The organism is Ramlibacter sp. Leaf400, assembly GCF_001424545.1.
Taxonomy (GTDB): domain Bacteria; phylum Pseudomonadota; class Gammaproteobacteria; order Burkholderiales; family Burkholderiaceae_C; genus Ramlibacter.
Genome location: NZ_LMQL01000001.1, coordinates 427933 through 445101, shown reverse-complemented (window position 1 = coordinate 445101; position 17169 = coordinate 427933). Strand labels below are relative to the sequence as shown.

The window sequence follows — 17169 nt, the reverse complement described above, 5'->3', positions numbered from 1 at the left end:
AGGCGGGAATCCAGCAACTGTCTTGGTTGTCAAGCGGCCGATGCTGGATTTCTGAAGGGCGTCGAACTCTTGACCATCGCGTTCAGGATGGTCAACAGCTTGCGCATGCAGGCCACCAGGGCCACCTTCTTCGGTTTGCCGGCGGCTAGCAGCCGGACGTAGAAAGCCTTGATGGACGGGTTCCAGCGGGCAGCCACCAGCGTGGCCATATACAGCCYGCGGCGCAGTGCGGCCCTGCCGCCGTAGATCGAGCGGCGCCCGCGCATGCGCCCGGAGTCGCGATTGAGCGGGGCCACCCCGGCCAGGGCGCCGATCTCGCGRCGCGAGAGCTTGCCCAGCTCGGGCAGCTGGGCGATGAGCAAAGCGGTCGTGTTGGGCCCGATGCCCTTGACGCTACCCAGCAGGCCGGCAATGTCGGCAAAGTGCGTCTGCACGTGCGAGGACATGTCATCGTCCATCTGGGCCAGCTCAGCCTTCAGCGCTCCAATGATGGCTTCGATGCTGCGCCTGGCCTTGCGGTGCGACAGCTGCAGCCGGTTGTTCTCCGACACCAGCATGGCCACCAACTGGTTGCGCCGGGTCACCAAGGCGGCCAACTCCTGCTGCTGCTCGCTGGGCAGCTGGCGCACGTACTTGGCGCGTTGCGGATGCTGCTCGATCACCCGCGCCAACTGCGCCAGCACCGCCGCGTCCAGGGTGTCCGTCTTAGCCAGCTGCCCCATGGCCCGGGCGAAGTCGCGCGCCTGCTTCGGGTTGACCACCGCCACCTCGTAGCCCACCGACTGCAGGGCACAGGCCACAGCAGCCTCGTAGCCGCCGGTGGCCTCCAACACGAGTAGCGATACCTGCAGCTGCTTCAGATGCTGCACCAGAGCATCGATACCGCTGGCGTCATTGGCGAGCTTCAAGCCCGGCCTGGCCGGCTCAAACCCCACGTCCAGACTGTCCTTGGAGATATCGATACCCACCGTGAMYGCTCGATCCACGCTTCCACCTGGCAAGCCAACCATTGCCCCTCCTTGCAAATGCGAACTATGAGTTCAAGCAAACTGTTCGGGCTTCAGGCTAGCGGCTTGGCTCGTGCGCAATCTGCTGGATTACGGGTTCGGGACCCTAGTGCGTATCAGGCTGCACGAGCCTTGCCAAAAAAAGGAAGCCGGACCCGAAAGATACGTGGACGTGCACGTGCCCGGCGGGCTGGTGCGCCAGTACTNTGGCTCGTGCGCAATCTGCTGGATTACGGGTTCGGGACCCTAGTGCGTATCAGGCTGCACGAGCCTTGCCAAAAAAAGGAAGCCGGACCCGAAAGATACAAGTGCGCCGGCCTTCTCGGATACCCGGGAAAAGCCTTGATCCCCTTCACGGGGATGACGGGAGAGCTCAGGCCTTGAACCCCACCACCTCCTGCCGCTGCTCCCCCAGCCCCTGGATCCCAAGCGTCATCACGTCGCCTTTCTTCAGGTACTTCGGCGGCTTCATGCCCAACCCCACGCCGGGCGGCGTGCCGGTGGTGATGACGTCGCCGGGCAGCAGCGTCATGAACTGGCTGACGTAGCTCACCAGCGTGGCGCAGTTGAAGATCATGGTCTTGGTGTTGCCGGTCTGCATGCGCTGGCCGTTCAGGTCCAGCCACATGTCCAGGCGCTGCACGTTCTCGATCTCGTCGGGCGTCACCAGCCAGGGGCCGATGGGACCGAAGGTGTCGCAGCCCTTGCCCTTGTCCCACTGCGGACCGCGCTCCAGCTGGTACTCGCGCTCGCTGACGTCGTTGACCAGCGTGTAGCCGGCCACGTACGACAGCGCGTCCTTCTTGGAGACGTAGCGCGCCCGGGTGCCGATGACCACGCCCAGCTCCACCTCCCAGTCGGTCTTGACCGAGCCCTTGGGCAGCATCACCGGGTCGTTCGGGCCCTGGATGCAGCTGGTCGCCTTCATGAAGACGATGGGCTCCTTGGGGATGGGCGCGTTGGACTCGGCGGCGTGGTCGGCATAGTTCAGGCCGATGGCGATGAACTTGCCGACGCCGTTGACCGGACAGCCCATGCGGGGCTTGCCGCGCACCAGCGGCAGCCTGGCCGGGTTGGCCTTGCGGATGCGGGCCAGGCCGGACTGGCCGAGTTGGTCCGGTCCGATGTCCGGCACCACGCTGCTCAGGTCGCGCAGCTTGCCTTCGTCGTCGATCAGGCCCGGCTTCTCGCGGCCCGGGTTGCCATAGCGCACCAGCTTCATGTTCGTTTCTTCCTTTCGTGTCGTTGTTGGGGAGGGGATCAGTAGGTGGCGCGGCCGCCGGACAGGTCGAACACCGCGCCGGTGGAAAAGGAGCATTCCTCGGTGCACAGCCAGGCCACCATCGAAGCGACCTCGTCGGGCGTGCCGAAGCGGCCCATCGGGATTTTCGACAACATGAACTGGATGTGCTCGGGCGTCATCTGGTCGAAGATCGCCGTCTTCACCGCCGCGGGCGTCACGCAGTTCACCCGCACGTCGACGTCGGCCAGTTCCTTGCCCAGCGACTTCGTCAGCCCGATCACGGCCGCCTTGCTCGCGCTGTAGGCGCTGGCGTTCGGGTTGCCGTCCTTGCCGGCCACCGACGCGATGTTGACGATGCGGCCGTAGCCCTGCCCCCGCATGTGCGCGGCCAGTTCGCGGCAGCAGTGGAAGGTGCCGTGCACGTTGACGTCGAACACCTGCCGCCAGGCCTCGGGCGGGTAGTCCGAGAGCTTGGCGTTGGGACCGGTGATGCCGGCGCAGTTGACCAGCGCGTCCACGCGCGGCGAAGCGGCCAGGGTGCGCGCGAGCGCGGCCACCACCGAGGCGTGGTCGGCCACATCGCAGGTCACCGCGGAAGCTTTCGCCCCCAGCGCCGTGGCGGCCTGCGCCGCGGCGCGCTCGTCGCGGTCCCAGATCGTCACGCTGCCGCCGGACTGCAGCAGGCGCTGCGCGATGGCGTAGCCCAGGCCGGTGGCGCCGCCGGTGACGACCGCGTGGCGCCCCTGGAAATCGAGCTGGTTCATATCGTGATCCCCCCGTCGGCCGCGTAGGCCTGGCCGGTCACGAAGGCCGCTTCGTCGCTGGCGAGGAAGACCACCAGCGGCGCGATCTCGTGCGCCTGCGCGAGGCGACCCATCGGCTGCCGTGCGATGAAGGCCTGGCGCGCGGCCACCGGGTCGGCGTTGGCGTTGATGCGGTCCTGCAGCGAAGGCGTGTCGACCGTCCCCGGGCAGATGGCGTTGCAGCGGATGCCGTCGGCCACGTAGTCGGCGGCCACGCTCTTGGTGAGGCCGATCACCGCGGCCTTGGTGGTGCCGTAGATGAAGCGGTTGGGCAGTCCCTTGATGCTGCTGCACACGCTGGCCATGTTGATGATGCTGCCGCCACGGCCCTGCGAAAGCATTTTTGGCAGCGCGGCCTGGATGGCCCAGAACTGGGAGCGCACGTTCAGGTTGAGCGCGAAGTTCCATTCCTCGTCGCTGGCCTGCAGGATGGTGCCGCCGTGCACGTAGCCCGCGCAGTTGAAGAGCACGTCGATGGCCGGCATCTCGCCGATCACGCGCTGCAGCGCGGCCTTGTCCAGCACGTCGAGGGGAAGCGCGCGGATGCGCTCCTGCTCTTCGAAGCCGGCCAGCAGGGCGGGATTGACGTCGGTGGCCCAAACCTGCGCGCCTTCGGCGGCCAGGGCCAGCGCGCTCGCACGCCCGATGCCCTGGCCGGCGGCGGTGACGAGGGCGGTTTTGTTCTTCAGTCGCACGGGGTGCTCCTTCGTAGGGGCTAGGGACTAGGGGCTGGGGACTAGGGGGAATACCGGATGCGGGTCCCCGAACTGCGCTGGATAGTAATTGGCCTGACCACTTGGCCAATCCGGTCCGACCCTAGCCCCTAGCCCCTAGCCCCTAGCCCCTAGCCCCTAGCCCCCGCCCCATGCCCCTTCAAGCCGTCGAATCCCAGCGCCTCTACCGGCAGATCGCCGAGCAGCTGCGTGGGCTCATCGCGCAGGGCGAGTTCGAGGGCGGCCGCCTGCCGGCGGAGCGGGACCTGGCGCGCCAGCTGGGCGTGAGCCGGCCCTCGGTGCGCGAGGCGCTGATCGCGCTGGAGGTGGAAGGCTGGGTCGAGGTGCGCGTCGGCTCGGGCATCTACGTGCGGCCGCAGAACGGCGTGGCGCGCGTCAACGGCAACGGCGCCCACGGGCCGGCCGAATGGGGCCCGCTGGAGCTGATGCGGGCCCGCGAGCTGGTCGAGGGCGAGGTCGCGGCGCTGGCGGCACGCCACGCGCGCAAGGGCCAGATCGCCGCCATGGCGTCGGCGCTGGCCCGGATGCGCGAGCAGGCCGAGTCGGGCGTGGTCCCGCGCGAGGGCGACGAGGCCTTCCACGTCGCGGTGGCGGACGCCTGCGGCAACGAGGTGCTGCGCGACACCGTGCTCGGCTACTGGCAGGCGCGCAGCGGCCCGCTGTTCGCGCGAATGAGCGACTACTTCGAGAACCCCGCCTCCTGGGACGCCGCGCTCCAGGAGCACGAAGGCGTGCTGGACGCGATCCGCGACCGCGATGGCGCCGCCGCCCGCGACGCCATGCACCACCACCTGCAGCGTGCCTACACCCGTTACAGCGCGAGCTGGCGCCGCGCCAACCGTTCCTGACGCCAGACCCCTTCCAACACAAGGAGACTCCCGATGAGCAAGCGCTTCACCCTCCAACTGATCGCGGCCTGTGCCCTGGCCGCCGCCGCGGCGGCGCCCGCCATGGCACAGACCAAGCTCAAGTGGGCCCACGTCTACGAGACGTCCGAGCCGTACCACAAGTGGTCGGTGTGGGCCGGCGAGGAGTTCAAGAAGCGCACCAACGGCAAGTACGAGATCCAGGTGTTTCCCGCCTCCAGCCTGGGCAAGGAGAGCGACATCAACCAGGGCCTGCAGCTGGGCACGGTGGACATCATCCTGACGGGCGCCTCGTTCGCCGCCACCTCGTTCCCGCGGCTGGCCGTGAGCTACTACCCGTTCACCTTCCGCGACGCCGACCACGTCGTCAAGTACAGCAAGAGCGACGTGTTCAAGGAGCTCACCGAGGGCTACAAGAAGGCCACCGGCAACACCGTCACCGCCCTCACCTACTACGGCGCCCGCCACGCCACCAGCAACAAGCTGTTCAAGAACTGCGACGAGATGAAGGGCATCAAGATGCGGGTGCCCGACGCGCCCGCCTACACCGCGCTGCCGCGCGCCTGCGGCGCCAACCCGACGCCGATCGCCTTCGCCGAGGTCTACCTGGCGCTGCAGAACGGCACGGTGGACGCGCAGGAGAACCCGCTGCCCACCATCGAGGCCAAGAAGTTCTTCGAGGTGCAGAAGAACATCATCCTGACCGGCCACATCGCCGATTCGCTGCTGACCGTGGTGTCGCCCGGCCTGATGGGCAAGCTGTCGCCGGCCGAGCAGAAGATCCTCGCCGAGGTCACGCAGGAAGCGGCGGAGAAGGCCACCAACGACATCCGCAAGCGCGAAGGCGAGCTGGTCGAAGAGTTCAAGAAGAAGGGCCTCAACGTGGTCACGGTGGACCGCAATGATTTCCAGCAGCGCGTGCTCAAGGCGATCAGCTTCGAGTCGATGAAGCTGGACAAGAAGGACTGGGACCGGGTGGTCGGCCTGAAGTAAGCGCAGGACGGCCGGTGAGGAGGAGAAAGCCGTCGTCCCCGCGGAGGCGGGGACCCAGGGCTTCCTCCTCCTCGCCCGGACCCGATGAAGACGGAAGCACTGGATTCCCGCCTTCGCGGGAATGACGAAAAAAAAGCCAACCCGCTCTCCGCGGGATGACGAACTCAGAACTCTCCAACCCCCAGGAGCCGCCATGTCCGCCCATCTGGACCCGACGACCCGAAGCACCATCGACGACATGGCCCCCGTGATGGGGGCCGATGGCGAATTCCACGCGCAGGACGAGGCGGTGGTGCTCTCGGGCACGCCACCGGAGGCCTGGGTGGCCCTGGCCTTCTTCTGGATCCTGGGGAGCGTGGTCTTCTACCAGTTCATCACCCGCTACGTCTTCAACGACTCGGCGGCCTGGACCGAGGAGATCGCGCGCTACCTGCTGATCGCCACCGTGTTCACCGGCGCCACCATCGGCGTGATCAAGAACAACCACATCCACGTCGACTTCTTCTACCGCTTCATGCCGCACCGGCTCGGAAGGGTGATGTCGACGGTGGTGGACGTGGCGCGCATCGCCTTCTTCTCGGTGGCCACCGTGCTCACCGGGATGATGATGCTCAAGCTGGGGAGCAACTCCCGCATGACGATGGTGGACCTGCCGATGAACTGGGTGTACGGCGTCTGCCTGCTCGGCTTCGCCGCCATGGCGGTGCGCTCCGTGGGCGTGATGCGCATCCACCTGCGCCGCGGCTACTCCGTGCTGGAGCGGCCCGAGACCACGATCGACGACCGCTGATCCCCGCACCGGACCCCACCCCATGCTCAAGCTCATCTTCCTCGGCCTCATGGGCACCGGCCTGCCGGTCGCCGTCGCCATGGCCGGCTCCGCGCTGCTGTTCATCATGCTGTCCGACAGCACGCTGCCGCCCTTCGTGGTCATCCACCGGATGGTCAGCGGCATCGACAGCTTCCCGCTGCTGGCGGTGCCCTTCTTCATCCTGGCCGGCAACCTGATGAACAACGCCGGCATCACCAACCGCATCTACAACTACGCGCTGGCGCTGGTGGGCTGGCTCAAGGGCGGGCTGGGCCACGTCAACGTGGTGGGCTCGGTGGTCTTCGCCGGCATGAGCGGCACGGCCATCGCCGACGCCGCCGGCCTGGGCACGATCGAGATCAAGGCCATGAAGGACCACGGCTACGACACCGAGTTCGCCGTCGGCGTGACGGCGGCCTCGGCCACGCTGGGCCCCATCATCCCGCCCTCGCTACCGTTCGTGATCTACGGGATGATGGCCAACGTCAGCGTGGGCGCGCTGTTCCTGGCCGGCATCCTGCCCGGCGTGCTGATGGCGGTGCTGATGATGCTCACCGTCGCCTGGTTCGCGCACCGCAACGGCTGGGGCGGCGACATCCGCTTCGAATGGCCGCGCGTGCTCAAGGCGCTGTCCGAAACGCTGGTGGTGATCGCCTGGCCGACCGCGCTGTGGGTGCTGATCACCAAGTTCGGCCTGCCGGCCCAGGCCACCGTGGTCGCCGGCCTGGTGCTGCTGTTCGGCATGGACCGCGTGTTCCGCTTCCAGGCCGTGCTGCCCATCATGACGCCGGTGCTGCTGATCGGCGGCATGACGACGGGCCTCTTCACGCCCACCGAAGGCGCCATCGCCGCCTGCATCTGGGCCATGGTGCTGGGCTTCGCCTGGTACCGCACCCTGACCTGGAAGATGTTCGTCAAGGTCTGCCTGGACACGGTGGAGACCACGTCCACGGTGCTGCTCATCGTGGCCGCCGCCAGCATCTTCGGCTGGATGCTGACCGCCACCGGCGTCACCGCCGCCATCTCGCAGTGGGTGCTGGGCTTCACGCGCGACCCCTGGGTGTTCCTGCTGCTGGCCAACCTGCTGATGCTGTTCGTCGGCTGCTTCCTGGAGCCGACCGCGGCGATCACGATCCTGGTGCCCATCCTGGTGCCGATCTGCCAGCAGCTGGGCATCGACCTGGTCCACTTCGGCCTGGTGATGGTGCTCAACCTGATGATCGGCCTGCTGCACCCGCCCATGGGCATGGTGCTGTTCGTGCTGGCGCGCGTCGCCAAGCTCTCGGTGGAACGCACCACCATGGCCATCCTGCCGTGGCTGGTGCCCCTGCTCGGTTCCCTGGTCGTCATCACCTACTTCCCGAAGCTGGTGCTGTGGCTGCCCAAGATGTTCTATTGATCCCATGACACCCTTCATCCGACTCCATCCCCAGGACGACGTGCTGATCGCGCGGGCCCAGCTCGTGGGCGGCGCGATGGTCGAGAGCGTGCAGGCCAAGGGCCTGATCCCGCCCGGCCACAAGATCGCCATGCGCGACATCGCGGCCGGCGAACCGGTGCGCCGCTACAACCAGATCATCGGGTTCGCGAGCAAACCCATCGCCGCAGGCGAGCACGTGCACACGCACAACCTCTGGATGGGGCCCGACGGGGGCGCCTTCGAGCGCGACTACGCCTTCGGCGCCGACGTGAAGCCCGAGCCCGAGAGGCGCCAGGCCACCTTCATGGGCATCCGCCGCGCCGACGGCCGGGTGGCCACGCGCAACTACATCGGCGTGCTCTCCAGCGTCAACTGCTCGGCCACAGCGGCCCGCGCCATCGCCGATCATTTCTCGCGCCAGACGAATCCTGGCGCGCTGGCCGACTTTCCCCACATCGACGGCGTGGTGGCGCTCACCCACGGCACCGGCTGCGGCATGGACACGCAGGGCCTGGGCATGCAGATCCTGGAGCGCACGCTGGCCGGCTACGCCACGCACGCCAACTTCTGGGGCGTGATCGTGGTGGGCCTGGGCTGCGAAGCCAACCAGATCAACGCCTGGCTCGCGCACAGCAGCCTGCGCGAGGGCGAGACGCTGCGCGTGTTCAACATCCAGGACACCGGCGGCACGCGCAAGACCGTGGAGAAGGGCATCGCCCTGGTCAAGGAGATGCTGCCGCAGGCCAACCGCGTTCGGCGCGAGCCCTGCCCTGCCTCCCACATCACCATCGGGCTGCAGTGCGGCGGCTCGGACGGCTACTCGGGCATCAGCGCCAACCCGGCGCTGGGCGCGGCGGTCGACCTGCTGGTGGCGCACGGCGGCACGGCCATCCTGTCGGAGACGCCTGAGATCTACGGCGCCGAGCACCTGCTCACGCGCCGCGCGGTCAAGCGCGAGGTCGGCGAGAAGCTGATCTCGCGCATCAAGTGGTGGGAGCAGTACACCCGCGTCAACGAAGGCGAGATGAACAACAACCCCTCGCCCGGCAACAAGGCGGGCGGGCTGACCACCATCCTGGAGAAGTCGCTGGGCGCGGTGGCCAAGGGCGGCACCACCAACCTGCAGGCGGTGTACGAGTACGCGGAGCCGGTGACCGCGCACGGCTTCGTCTACATGGACACGCCCGGCTACGACCCGGTGAGCGCCACCGGCCAGGTGGCGGGCGGCGCCAACATGATCTGCTTCACCACCGGCCGGGGGTCGGCGTACGGCTGCGCGCCCTCGCCCTCCCTCAAGCTGGCCACCAACTCGGCGCTGTGGCAGCGCCAGGAGGAAGACATGGACATCAACTGCGGCGAGATCATCGACGGCAGCGCCTCCGTGCAGGCCATGGGCGAGCGCATCTTCCGCCTCGTGCTGGCCACGGCCTCGGGCGAGGCCAGCAAGAGCGAGAAGCACGGCTACGGGCAGAACGAATTCGTGCCCTGGCAGGTCGGGGCGGTGATGTAGCCATGGCCATCACCCTCCAAGCCCAAGAGATCGAGACGCGCGTCACCGCCATCCTGCAGGCGGCCGGCAGCTCGCCGCAGGAGGCCGCCCAGGTGGCGGCCAACCTGGTGCTGGCCAACCTCAGCGGCCACGATTCGCACGGCGTGGGCATGGTGCCGCGCTACGTCGACGCCGTGCTGGAAGGCGGCCTCAAGCCCAACACCTCGGTCGGCACCACGCTGGACGGTGGCGCGCTGCTCACGCTGGACGGCGGCCACGGCTACGGCCAGATCGTCGGCGTGCAGGCCATGGAACTGGCGATGGACCGGGCCCGCGAGCACGGCACCTGCGTGATGGCGCTGGCCCATGCGCACCACCTGGGTCGAATCGGACACTTCGCCGAGATGGCGGTGGCGCGCGGCCTGGTGTCGCTGCACTTCGTCAACGTGCTGTCGCGTCCCATCGTCGCGCCCTGGGGCGGCGGCGACGGCCGCTTCGGCACCAACCCCTGCTGCATCGGCATCCCGCTGGCGGGAGCGGAACCCTTCGTGCTGGACTTCGCCACCAGCCGCGTGGCGCAGGGAAAGATGCGCGTCGCGCACAACGAACGCAAGCGTGCGCCGGAAGGCCTCCTGATCGACGAGACCGGCCACCCGACCACCGACCCCGGCGTGGTCGTGGTGCAGCAGCCCAAGGGCGGCTTCGGCGCGCTCATGCCATTCGGCGAGCACAAGGGCTACGGCCTGGCTCTGGCCTGCGAGCTGCTCGGCGGCGCGCTCACCGGCGGCGGCACCTGGCACCGCCCGCCCGACAGCGCGCGGGCGGTCTACAACAGCATGCTGACCGTGCTGGTCGACCCGGCCAAGCTCGGCACCGCGGCGGCCTTCGAGCAGGAGGCCACGGCCTTCCTCGCCTGGCTGCGCCAGAGCCCGGCGGCGCCCGGCGCCGAGGGCGTGCTGATCGCCGGCGAGCCGGAGCGCGCGGCCCGCGAGGCCCGGCGCCGCGAGGGCATCACGATCGATGGCGCCACCTGGGGCGAGATCCTCGCCGCGGGCGAGAAGCTGGGATTGAAGACCGCCTGAAACCCGTCTGAGCCGCGGCGCTCAGGCCACGGGCAGGGGCGGCAGCGCCCGCACCACGCCCCCGGCCACCGGGAAGATGCGGTCGCCCGCGCCCGGATCGATCCGGTGCATGCCGGTGAAGCTGCCGAAGGCCGGCAGCACCCCCACCGCGCGGTCCGGCAGCGCCCCGCTGTCGTCGCCCAGCCAGAAGCACGGCAGGCGCAGCCGCTCGAAAGCGCGGCCGCTGACGCTGATGCAGGGGTGCCAGTGGCCCGCCAGCACGTAGGCGCCGGCGACCGGCCGCGGGTGGTGGCACAGGGCGAACGGGCCCATCGCCAGCGGCTCGTCGACGACCCGGATCAGCAGCGACCCCGGCGGATCGCCGGCGCGCGCATCGTGGTTGCCGCGCACCAGCGTCAGCCGCAGGCCGGCGTGGCGCTCGCGCCAGCCGTGCAGCGTGTCCAGCGTCTCGCGCGCGTGCGAACGGGCCGAATGGAGGAAGTCGCCGAGGAAGACGACCTCGCGGGCGCCGGTCTGGGCGATGGCATCCGTCAGCGAATCGAGGGTGGCCGTGGTGGTGGCCTCGGGCACCGGCACACCGAGCTTGCGAAAGCTCACCGCCTTGCCGAAATGGGCATCGGCGACGAGCAGCGCGTGGTGGGAGGAGAGGAACAGGGCGCCGCTCGGATGCAGCACCGCATCCTCGCCGGCCAGCGAAATTCTCAGCAAGTCACAACATCAGGGCGAGGCTGGCTTCCAGGTGCTCCGACGGGCTGCGGCGAAAGCCCGAGCGGGCAAAGCGCTGCAGCCGGCCGACCACGAAGGCGGTGAGCATGGAGGCGCGCACCTGGGCGTCCAGCGTCGGGGTGGCCGAGGCCTCGTCGACTTCGCCACGCAGGCACTGCTTGAAGGTGGATTCGATCTTGTCGAAGAACTGGTTCATCCGCTGCTGCAGACGCTCGTTCTCGTAGACCAGGGCGTCGCCCACCATCACGCGGGTCATGCCCGGGTTCTTCTCGGCGAACTGCACCAGCATGGTGGCGATGCGGGCGGCCTGGCGGCTGCCGGAATCGGCCGCGCCGTTGCCCGGGCCTTCGCGCTCCTGGATCTGGTTGACCAGGGTGAAAACGCTCTGCTCGATGAATTCGATCAGGCCCTCGAACATCTGGGCCTTGCTGGCGAAGTGGCGGTACAGCGCGGCTTCGCTCACTTCCAGCTTGGCGGCCAGCGCGGCGGTGGTGATGCGCTCGGCGCCGGGCTGCTCCAGCATCATGGCCAGCGCCTGCAGGATCTGGACACGCCGCTCGCCGGGCTTGGGCCGCTTGCGCGCGGGCGTCGCGGCCTCGGCGGCTTCTGCAGCTTCGGGGGTGGCGGGCGTGCTCAGGTCGGCTTCGGGCATGGCTTGGCAATGGATGGGTTGCAGGTCATTCTCGCATACCGTGACTTCGGGTTCACCCGTAGGAATGCACGGAAAGTCGCGGCCTGCAGGCCAAGTGCGCACTTACAACGTCAGATCGCCAGAGGCAGCGTGACCCGCAGCCCGCGGCCGCCCGCGCCGCTTCGCAGTTCGAGTTGCGTGTGGTGCACACGCGCGATCTCCTGCGCGATCGGCAGGCCCAGGCCGTTGCCCTCGCCGCCCGTGCCCTGCACCCGGTAGAAGCGCTCCAGCACCCTGCCGCGCTCGGCCTCTGGCACGCCCGGCCCGTCGTCCTCGACCTCCAGGAAGGCCTGGCCGGCGCGCAGGCCGCAGCGCAGCGTGACGGTGCCGCCGTCGGGCGTGTACTTGACGGCGTTGTCGACCAGGTTGGACAGCAGCTCGCGCAGCAGCCACTCGTGGCCCATGACCTGGACGGGCTCGGCCTCCAGCCCCAGGTCGATGCGGCGGGCGGTCGCGGCATCCAGGTGCACCTGCAGCAGGTCCTCGCACAGGGCCTTGAGGTCCACGCGCTGCCGCGGCTGCGCCTCCATCGTGCGCGCATCGGCGCGCGACAGCGCCAGCAGCTGGTTGGCCAGCTGCGAGGTGCGCCGGGTGGCGCCGCGCAGCTTGTCCACCTGGTCGGCCCGCAGCTCCACCCGCCCCTCGCGGCCGGCGCTGTGGGCCGCCTGCGCCCAGGCCTCCACCTGCGCCTGCAGGCCGGCCAGCGGCGTGCGCAGCTGGTGCGCCGCGTCGGCGATGAAGCGCCGCTGGCTCTCGGCCTGCGCGTTGACCAGCCCGAACAGCTGGTTGAGCGACCGGACCAGCGGGCGCACTTCCTCGGGCGAGGCGGCCTCGTCCAGCGCGCCCAGGTCGCGCGGCGAGCGCCGCTCCACCGCGTCCTTGAGCTCCAGCAGCGGCTTGAGCGCCCGCTCGACCGCCCAGCCGACCGCGAAGGCCGCCGCGGCGATCAGCACCAGGTTGGGCAGCAGCACCTTGAACAGGATGGAGCGGGCCCACTGCTGGCGCGGGTCGGACCCGTCGGCCACCGCCACCACCACCGGCCCGATGACGGTCTGCTGGCGCTGGCGGGCGATGCGCCAGGTGGTGCCGCCGTTCTCCTCGCTGTGGAACTCCAGCTCGTCGTCCGGCGGCGGCAGGCCGGCCAGCCAGCCCTCGCCGAACAGCAGCTTGCCGTCCGGGTCGGTGAGGGCGAAGACGCGCTGGCCGTCGAAGAATTCCGCGGCGGCCGGCGGCATGAGCACCACCGGCGGATCGGTCTTGAGCAGCCCCTCGCCGATCACCGAGTCGGCCAGCAGCGGCACCACGGCGGCGAGCTGGCGGTCCTGCTGCAGGGCGACGTTGTCGGCCGAGCGGTAGTCGAACCAGGCGTTGAGCAGGGCCAGGCCGACCAGCGGCACCAGCAGCATCACCAGCAGGCGCCGTCGCAGCCCCGAGAGCATGCGCTCGCCGGCGGCGCCCCGGCTCGCCGGGCGGCCGGGGCGAAAGGCGATCACGGTGCGCCGGCGCCCTGCAGTTCCAGCCGGTAGCCGAAGCCGCGGATGGAGCGCAGCGCGACGCCGTGCGGCTCCAGCTTGCCGCGCAGGCGCGAGATGTAGACCTCCACCGCGTTGGGCGTGATCTCCTTGTCCCAGCCGGTCAGGGCCTGCAGGAGCTTTTCCTTGCTGGCGGGCTTGGGCGCGTGGATCAGCAGGTACTCCATGACCGTCCACTCGCGCGGGCCCAGCTCCAGCGTCACCTTCTGCGTGCCGCGGTGCGCGGTGGCGCGCCGGTTGGCCGTGTCCAGCTCGATCGGGCCGAAGCTGAGCACCGCGCTGGTGGCCGCCTGCGACCGGCGCAGCAAGGCGCGCAGGCGGGCCAGCAGCTCCGGCAGCTCGAAGGGCTTGACCATGTAGTCGTCGGCGCCCAGGTCCAGGCCCTGCACCCGGTCCTGCAGCGCGTCGCGCGCGGTGAGGATCAGCACCGGCAGCTTCTGGCTGGCCATCTCGGGCTTGCGCAGGCGCCGGGTGAGCTCCAGGCCGTCCATGTGCGGCAGGCCGATGTCGATGATGGCGGCGTCGAACACCTCGGTGCGCAGCACCTCCTCGGCGCGCTCGCCGCTGCCGACCCAGTCGACCGCGTAGCCGGCGTCGGTCAGGCCCAGCTTGATGCCGCTGGCCACCATCACGTCGTCTTCGACGAGCAGCAGTCGCATGTCGGACCCGCCGTCATTCCCGCGGAGGCGGGAATCCAGTGCTCCCGCCTTCGCGCCGCGCCGCCTGGATCCCCGCCTTCGCGAGGATGACGAACCCCTGGCTCATTTCGAACGGATCATCGTGCCGTAGGCCTGATCGGTCAGGATCTCCAGCAGCATGGAGTGCGGCACCCGGCCGTCGATGATGTGGACCGAGTTCACGCCGCTGCGGGCGGCTTCCAGCGCGCCGCTGATCTTGGGCAGCATGCCGCCCGAGATGGTGCCGTCGGCGAACAGGTCGTCGATCTCGCGCGCGCTCAGGTCGGTGAGCAGCTCGCCCGACTTGTCCAGCACGCCGGGCGTGTTGGTCAGCAGCACCAGCTTCTCGGCCCGCAGCACCGTGGCCAGCTTGCTGGCCACCACGTCGGCGTTGATGTTGTAGCTCTCGTTCTCGTCGCCGAAGCCGATCGGGCTGACGACGGGGATGAAGTGGTCCTCCAGCAGCGCGCGCACCACGCCAGGGTCGATCTCCACGATGTCGCCGACCTGGCCGACGTCGTGCTCCTTGTTCGGGTCCTTGGTGTCGACCATCTTCAGCTTGCGCGCGCGGATCAGGCCGCCGTCGCGCCCGGTCAGGCCCACGGCCTTGCCGCCGGCCTTGTGGATGAAGCCCACGATGTCCTGCTGCACCTCGCCGGCCAGCACCCACTCCACCACTTCCATGGTCTCGGCATCGGTGACGCGCATGCCCTGGATGAACTCGCCCTTCTTGCCCAGGCGGTTGAGGGCCTGCTCGATCTGGGGGCCGCCGCCGTGCACCACCACCGGGTTCATGCCCACCAGCTTGAGCAGCACGATGTCCTCGGCGAAGTCGGCCTGCAGCTCCGGATCGGTCATGGCGTTGCCGCCGTACTTGATCACCATGGTCTTGCCATGGAACTTGCGGATGTAGGGCAGTGCCTGGGCAAGGATCTCGGCCTTGTCGCGCGCGGCGATGTGGGAGGTGTCGGTCATGGCGGCAGCGGATGGGGAGCGCAAATTGTAGGGTGGGCCCCGGGGCCTCTCAGCCGGCGCGCAGCCCCTGCGCCACCGTCGGGTAGCCCAGGCGCAGCCGCAGTTCGCGCTTGAGCCGCGAGTTGTCCAGGCGGCGCGACTCGCCCATGAAGCTCAGGAGCGCCAGGGGCAGGCTGCCCTGCGCGGTGGCGCGCGACACCCGCGGCGGACGCGGCAGGCCGTAGAGGTCGGCGGCCAGGTCGAACCAGTCGCCCATCTTCAGCTCGGTGTCGTCCACCGCGTTCACCACGCGCTGGGGCCGGCCGCGCCACAGCGCCGCCACCAGCGCGCGCGCCAGGTCGTCGGCATGGATGTGGTTGGTGTAGACGTCGTCCTGCGGCTGCAGCACGGGCGTGCCCTTGAGCAGGCGTTCGCGCGGCGTGCCGCCCTCGCGGTCGGGCGCATAGATGCCGGGGATGCGCAGGATGCTGGCGCGCACGGCGGCGGAGCGGCCGAAGAATCGCACGGCAGCCTCGGCATCGACGCGTCGCGCGGCGCGCGGGGTGCGCGGCGCCACCGGCCGCGACTCGGCCACCTTCTCGCCGGCGCAGTCGCCGTACACGCCCGTGGTGGAGCCGTATGCCAACGCCGCGGGCGGCGTGCGAAGGCGCAGGGCGCGCAGCAGGGCCGTGGTGCGCGGGTCGTGCCAGGTCGCGCCCGCGCCCTCGCCCGGGGGTGGCGCCAGGTGCACGACGCGTGTGGCCAGGCCGGCCAGCCGCGCGAGCGAGCGGGGGTCGTCCAGGTCGCCCTGCAAGGGCGTCAGGCCGCGATCGCGCAGCAGGGGCACGCGCCCCGGCGAGGAGGTCAGCGCCAGCAGCCGCACCCGGCCGCGCAGCGCCTGCGCCACGCGCAGGCCGACGTCGCCGCAGCCGACGACGAGGATGCGCTCCCGCCGGAAGCGGGCCGGCAGCGCGCCGAGGGGCATCGCGTTCGAGGGCAAAATAGGCCGTTCGTCGAGTGAAAAACCAGCTCCCGAGGATACCCAACCCATGACCACCGCCGAGGCCGCCGCAGGCCCTTTCCAGGTGACGGTGCAGCCCAGCGGGCGAGCCTTCAGCGCCGATGCCGATGAGGCCCTGCTGGCCGCGGCCATCCGCCAGGGCATCGGCCTGCCCTACGGCTGCAAGGACGGCGCTTGCGGCTCGTGCAAGTGCAGGAAGCTGGAGGGCCAGGTGGTCCACCGCATGCACCAGAGCAAGGCCCTGAGCGCCGAGGAAGAAGCCAACGGCTACATCCTCACCTGCAGCGCGACGGCGCTGAGCGACGTGGTGCTCGAGTCGCGCCAGGTCACCGACGAGTCGGCCTTCCCGATCAAGAAGATGCCTTCGCGCGTGATGTCGCTGGAGAAGAAGTCTCACGACGTGATGATCGTGAAGCTGCAGCTGCCCGCCAACGACACGATGCGCTTCCACGCCGGCCAGTACATCGAGTTCATCCTGCGCGACGGCGCCCGCCGCAGCTACTCGATGGCGAACGCGCCGCACATCGGGCCTGGCGTGGAACTGCACATCCGCCACATGCCGGGCGGCAAGTTCACCGAGCACGTGTTCAACGCGATGAAGGAAAAGGAGATTCTGCGGGTGGAAGGCCCGTACGGCAGCTTCTTCCTGCGCGAGGACTCGGACAAGCCCATGGTGCTGCTGGCCTCGGGCACCGGGTTCGCGCCGATCAAGGCGGTGATCGAGCACATGCAGTTCAAGGGCATCACGCGTCCCGCCATCCTGTACTGGGGCGGCCGCCGCCCGGCCGACCTGTACCTGGACGACTGGGTGCGGGCCCGCTGCGCCGAGATGGGCAACCTGACCTACGTGCCGGTGATCTCCAATGCCCTGCCCGAGGACAACTGGACCGGCCGCACGGGCTTCGTGCACAAGGCGGTGATCGAGGACTTCCCGGACCTTTCCGGCCACCAGGTCTATGCCTGCGGTGCGCCCATCGTGGTCGAGTCGGCGCGCGACGAGTACAGCGCCAACTGCAAGCTGCCGCCCGAGGAGTTCTACGCGGACGCCTTCACGACCGAGGCGGACAAGCACAAGGATCCGGGGACCTGAAAGCTCGCCGTCGCCACGGCGGCGTGCGGC

General features: G+C 69.4%; 17 protein-coding genes. 7 read left to right on the top strand and 10 right to left on the bottom strand.

Annotated elements, in window-relative coordinates:
- Nucleotides 1-29: 29 nt before the first annotated feature.
- From ASG30_RS02170 to ASG30_RS02155, 4 genes are all read right to left on the bottom strand, one after another.
- Complete coding sequence (locus tag ASG30_RS02170; protein ID WP_055891849.1) at nt 30-1010, bottom strand: IS110 family transposase; 981 nt, start codon at nt 1008-1010, stop codon at nt 30-32.
- A gap of 370 nt (nt 1011-1380) precedes the next feature.
- Nucleotides 1381-2229 (bottom strand): fumarylacetoacetate hydrolase family protein, encoded by an 849-nt coding sequence (locus ASG30_RS02165; RefSeq protein WP_055891846.1) that lies wholly within the window; start codon nt 2227-2229, stop codon nt 1381-1383.
- A gap of 38 nt (nt 2230-2267) precedes the next feature.
- A complete protein-coding gene (locus ASG30_RS02160; RefSeq protein ID WP_055891843.1) occupies nt 2268-3014 on the bottom strand; it encodes an SDR family NAD(P)-dependent oxidoreductase in 747 nt (248 codons plus the stop codon).
- The gene (locus tag ASG30_RS02155; RefSeq protein ID WP_055891839.1) at nt 3011-3748 is read right to left on the bottom strand and encodes an SDR family oxidoreductase; all 738 of its coding nucleotides are present in this window, start codon (nt 3746-3748) and stop codon (nt 3011-3013) included. The genes ASG30_RS02160 and ASG30_RS02155 overlap by 4 nt, the downstream gene beginning before the upstream one ends.
- A gap of 170 nt (nt 3749-3918) precedes the next feature.
- On the opposite strand from ASG30_RS02155, the gene ASG30_RS02150 reads away from it, so the two are divergent.
- The 6 genes from ASG30_RS02150 (at nt 3919) to ASG30_RS02125 (ending at nt 10448) form a co-directional block, all read left to right on the top strand.
- Nucleotides 3919-4635: a FadR/GntR family transcriptional regulator gene (locus ASG30_RS02150; protein ID WP_055891837.1), complete on the top strand. Its 717-nt coding sequence runs from the start codon at nt 3919-3921 to the stop codon at nt 4633-4635.
- A gap of 33 nt (nt 4636-4668) precedes the next feature.
- Complete coding sequence (locus tag ASG30_RS02145) at nt 4669-5646, top strand: sialic acid TRAP transporter substrate-binding protein SiaP (RefSeq protein WP_055891834.1); 978 nt, start codon at nt 4669-4671, stop codon at nt 5644-5646.
- A gap of 193 nt (nt 5647-5839) precedes the next feature.
- Nucleotides 5840-6436 carry a TRAP transporter small permease gene (locus ASG30_RS02140; protein ID WP_082521819.1) on the top strand — a complete coding sequence of 199 codons (597 nt, stop codon included), beginning with the start codon at nt 5840-5842 and terminating at the stop codon, nt 6434-6436.
- A gap of 22 nt (nt 6437-6458) precedes the next feature.
- A complete protein-coding gene (locus ASG30_RS02135; protein ID WP_055891831.1) occupies nt 6459-7856 on the top strand; it encodes a TRAP transporter large permease in 1398 nt (465 codons plus the stop codon).
- Nucleotides 7857-7860: 4 nt separating this feature from the next.
- The gene (locus ASG30_RS02130; RefSeq protein WP_055891828.1) at nt 7861-9387 is read left to right on the top strand and encodes a UxaA family hydrolase; all 1527 of its coding nucleotides are present in this window, start codon (nt 7861-7863) and stop codon (nt 9385-9387) included.
- 2 nt (nt 9388-9389) lie between these two features.
- Complete coding sequence (locus ASG30_RS02125; protein ID WP_055891827.1) at nt 9390-10448, top strand: malate/lactate/ureidoglycolate dehydrogenase; 1059 nt, start codon at nt 9390-9392, stop codon at nt 10446-10448.
- 21 nt (nt 10449-10469) lie between these two features.
- Here the strand turns inward: ASG30_RS02125 and pdeM are convergent, their stop codons facing one another.
- The 6 genes from pdeM to ASG30_RS02095 form a co-directional block, all read right to left on the bottom strand.
- On the bottom strand, nt 10470-11156 hold the full coding sequence (pdeM, locus tag ASG30_RS02120; RefSeq protein WP_055891823.1) for a ligase-associated DNA damage response endonuclease PdeM: 687 nt from the start codon (nt 11154-11156) through the stop codon (nt 10470-10472).
- Between the two features lies 1 nt (nt 11157).
- Nucleotides 11158-11826 carry a nucleoid occlusion factor SlmA gene (slmA, locus tag ASG30_RS02115; RefSeq protein ID WP_055891820.1) on the bottom strand — a complete coding sequence of 223 codons (669 nt, stop codon included), beginning with the start codon at nt 11824-11826 and terminating at the stop codon, nt 11158-11160.
- Nucleotides 11827-11936: 110 nt separating this feature from the next.
- Nucleotides 11937-13304 carry an ATP-binding protein gene (locus tag ASG30_RS02110; RefSeq protein WP_055891969.1) on the bottom strand — a complete coding sequence of 456 codons (1368 nt, stop codon included), beginning with the start codon at nt 13302-13304 and terminating at the stop codon, nt 11937-11939.
- Nucleotides 13305-13354: 50 nt separating this feature from the next.
- Entirely contained in the window at nt 13355-14056 is a 702-nt protein-coding gene (locus ASG30_RS02105; RefSeq protein ID WP_055891817.1) for a response regulator transcription factor, read from the bottom strand.
- A gap of 102 nt (nt 14057-14158) precedes the next feature.
- Complete coding sequence (gene argB, locus ASG30_RS02100) at nt 14159-15049, bottom strand: acetylglutamate kinase (protein ID WP_055891815.1); 891 nt, start codon at nt 15047-15049, stop codon at nt 14159-14161.
- Nucleotides 15050-15098: 49 nt separating this feature from the next.
- Entirely contained in the window at nt 15099-16028 is a 930-nt protein-coding gene (locus tag ASG30_RS02095; protein ID WP_055891812.1) for an SDR family oxidoreductase, read from the bottom strand.
- Nucleotides 16029-16077: 49 nt separating this feature from the next.
- On the opposite strand from ASG30_RS02095, the gene ASG30_RS02090 reads away from it, so the two are divergent.
- Nucleotides 16078-17139 carry a CDP-6-deoxy-delta-3,4-glucoseen reductase gene (locus ASG30_RS02090; protein WP_055891809.1) on the top strand — a complete coding sequence of 354 codons (1062 nt, stop codon included), beginning with the start codon at nt 16078-16080 and terminating at the stop codon, nt 17137-17139.
- Nucleotides 17140-17169 lie beyond the last annotated feature (30 nt).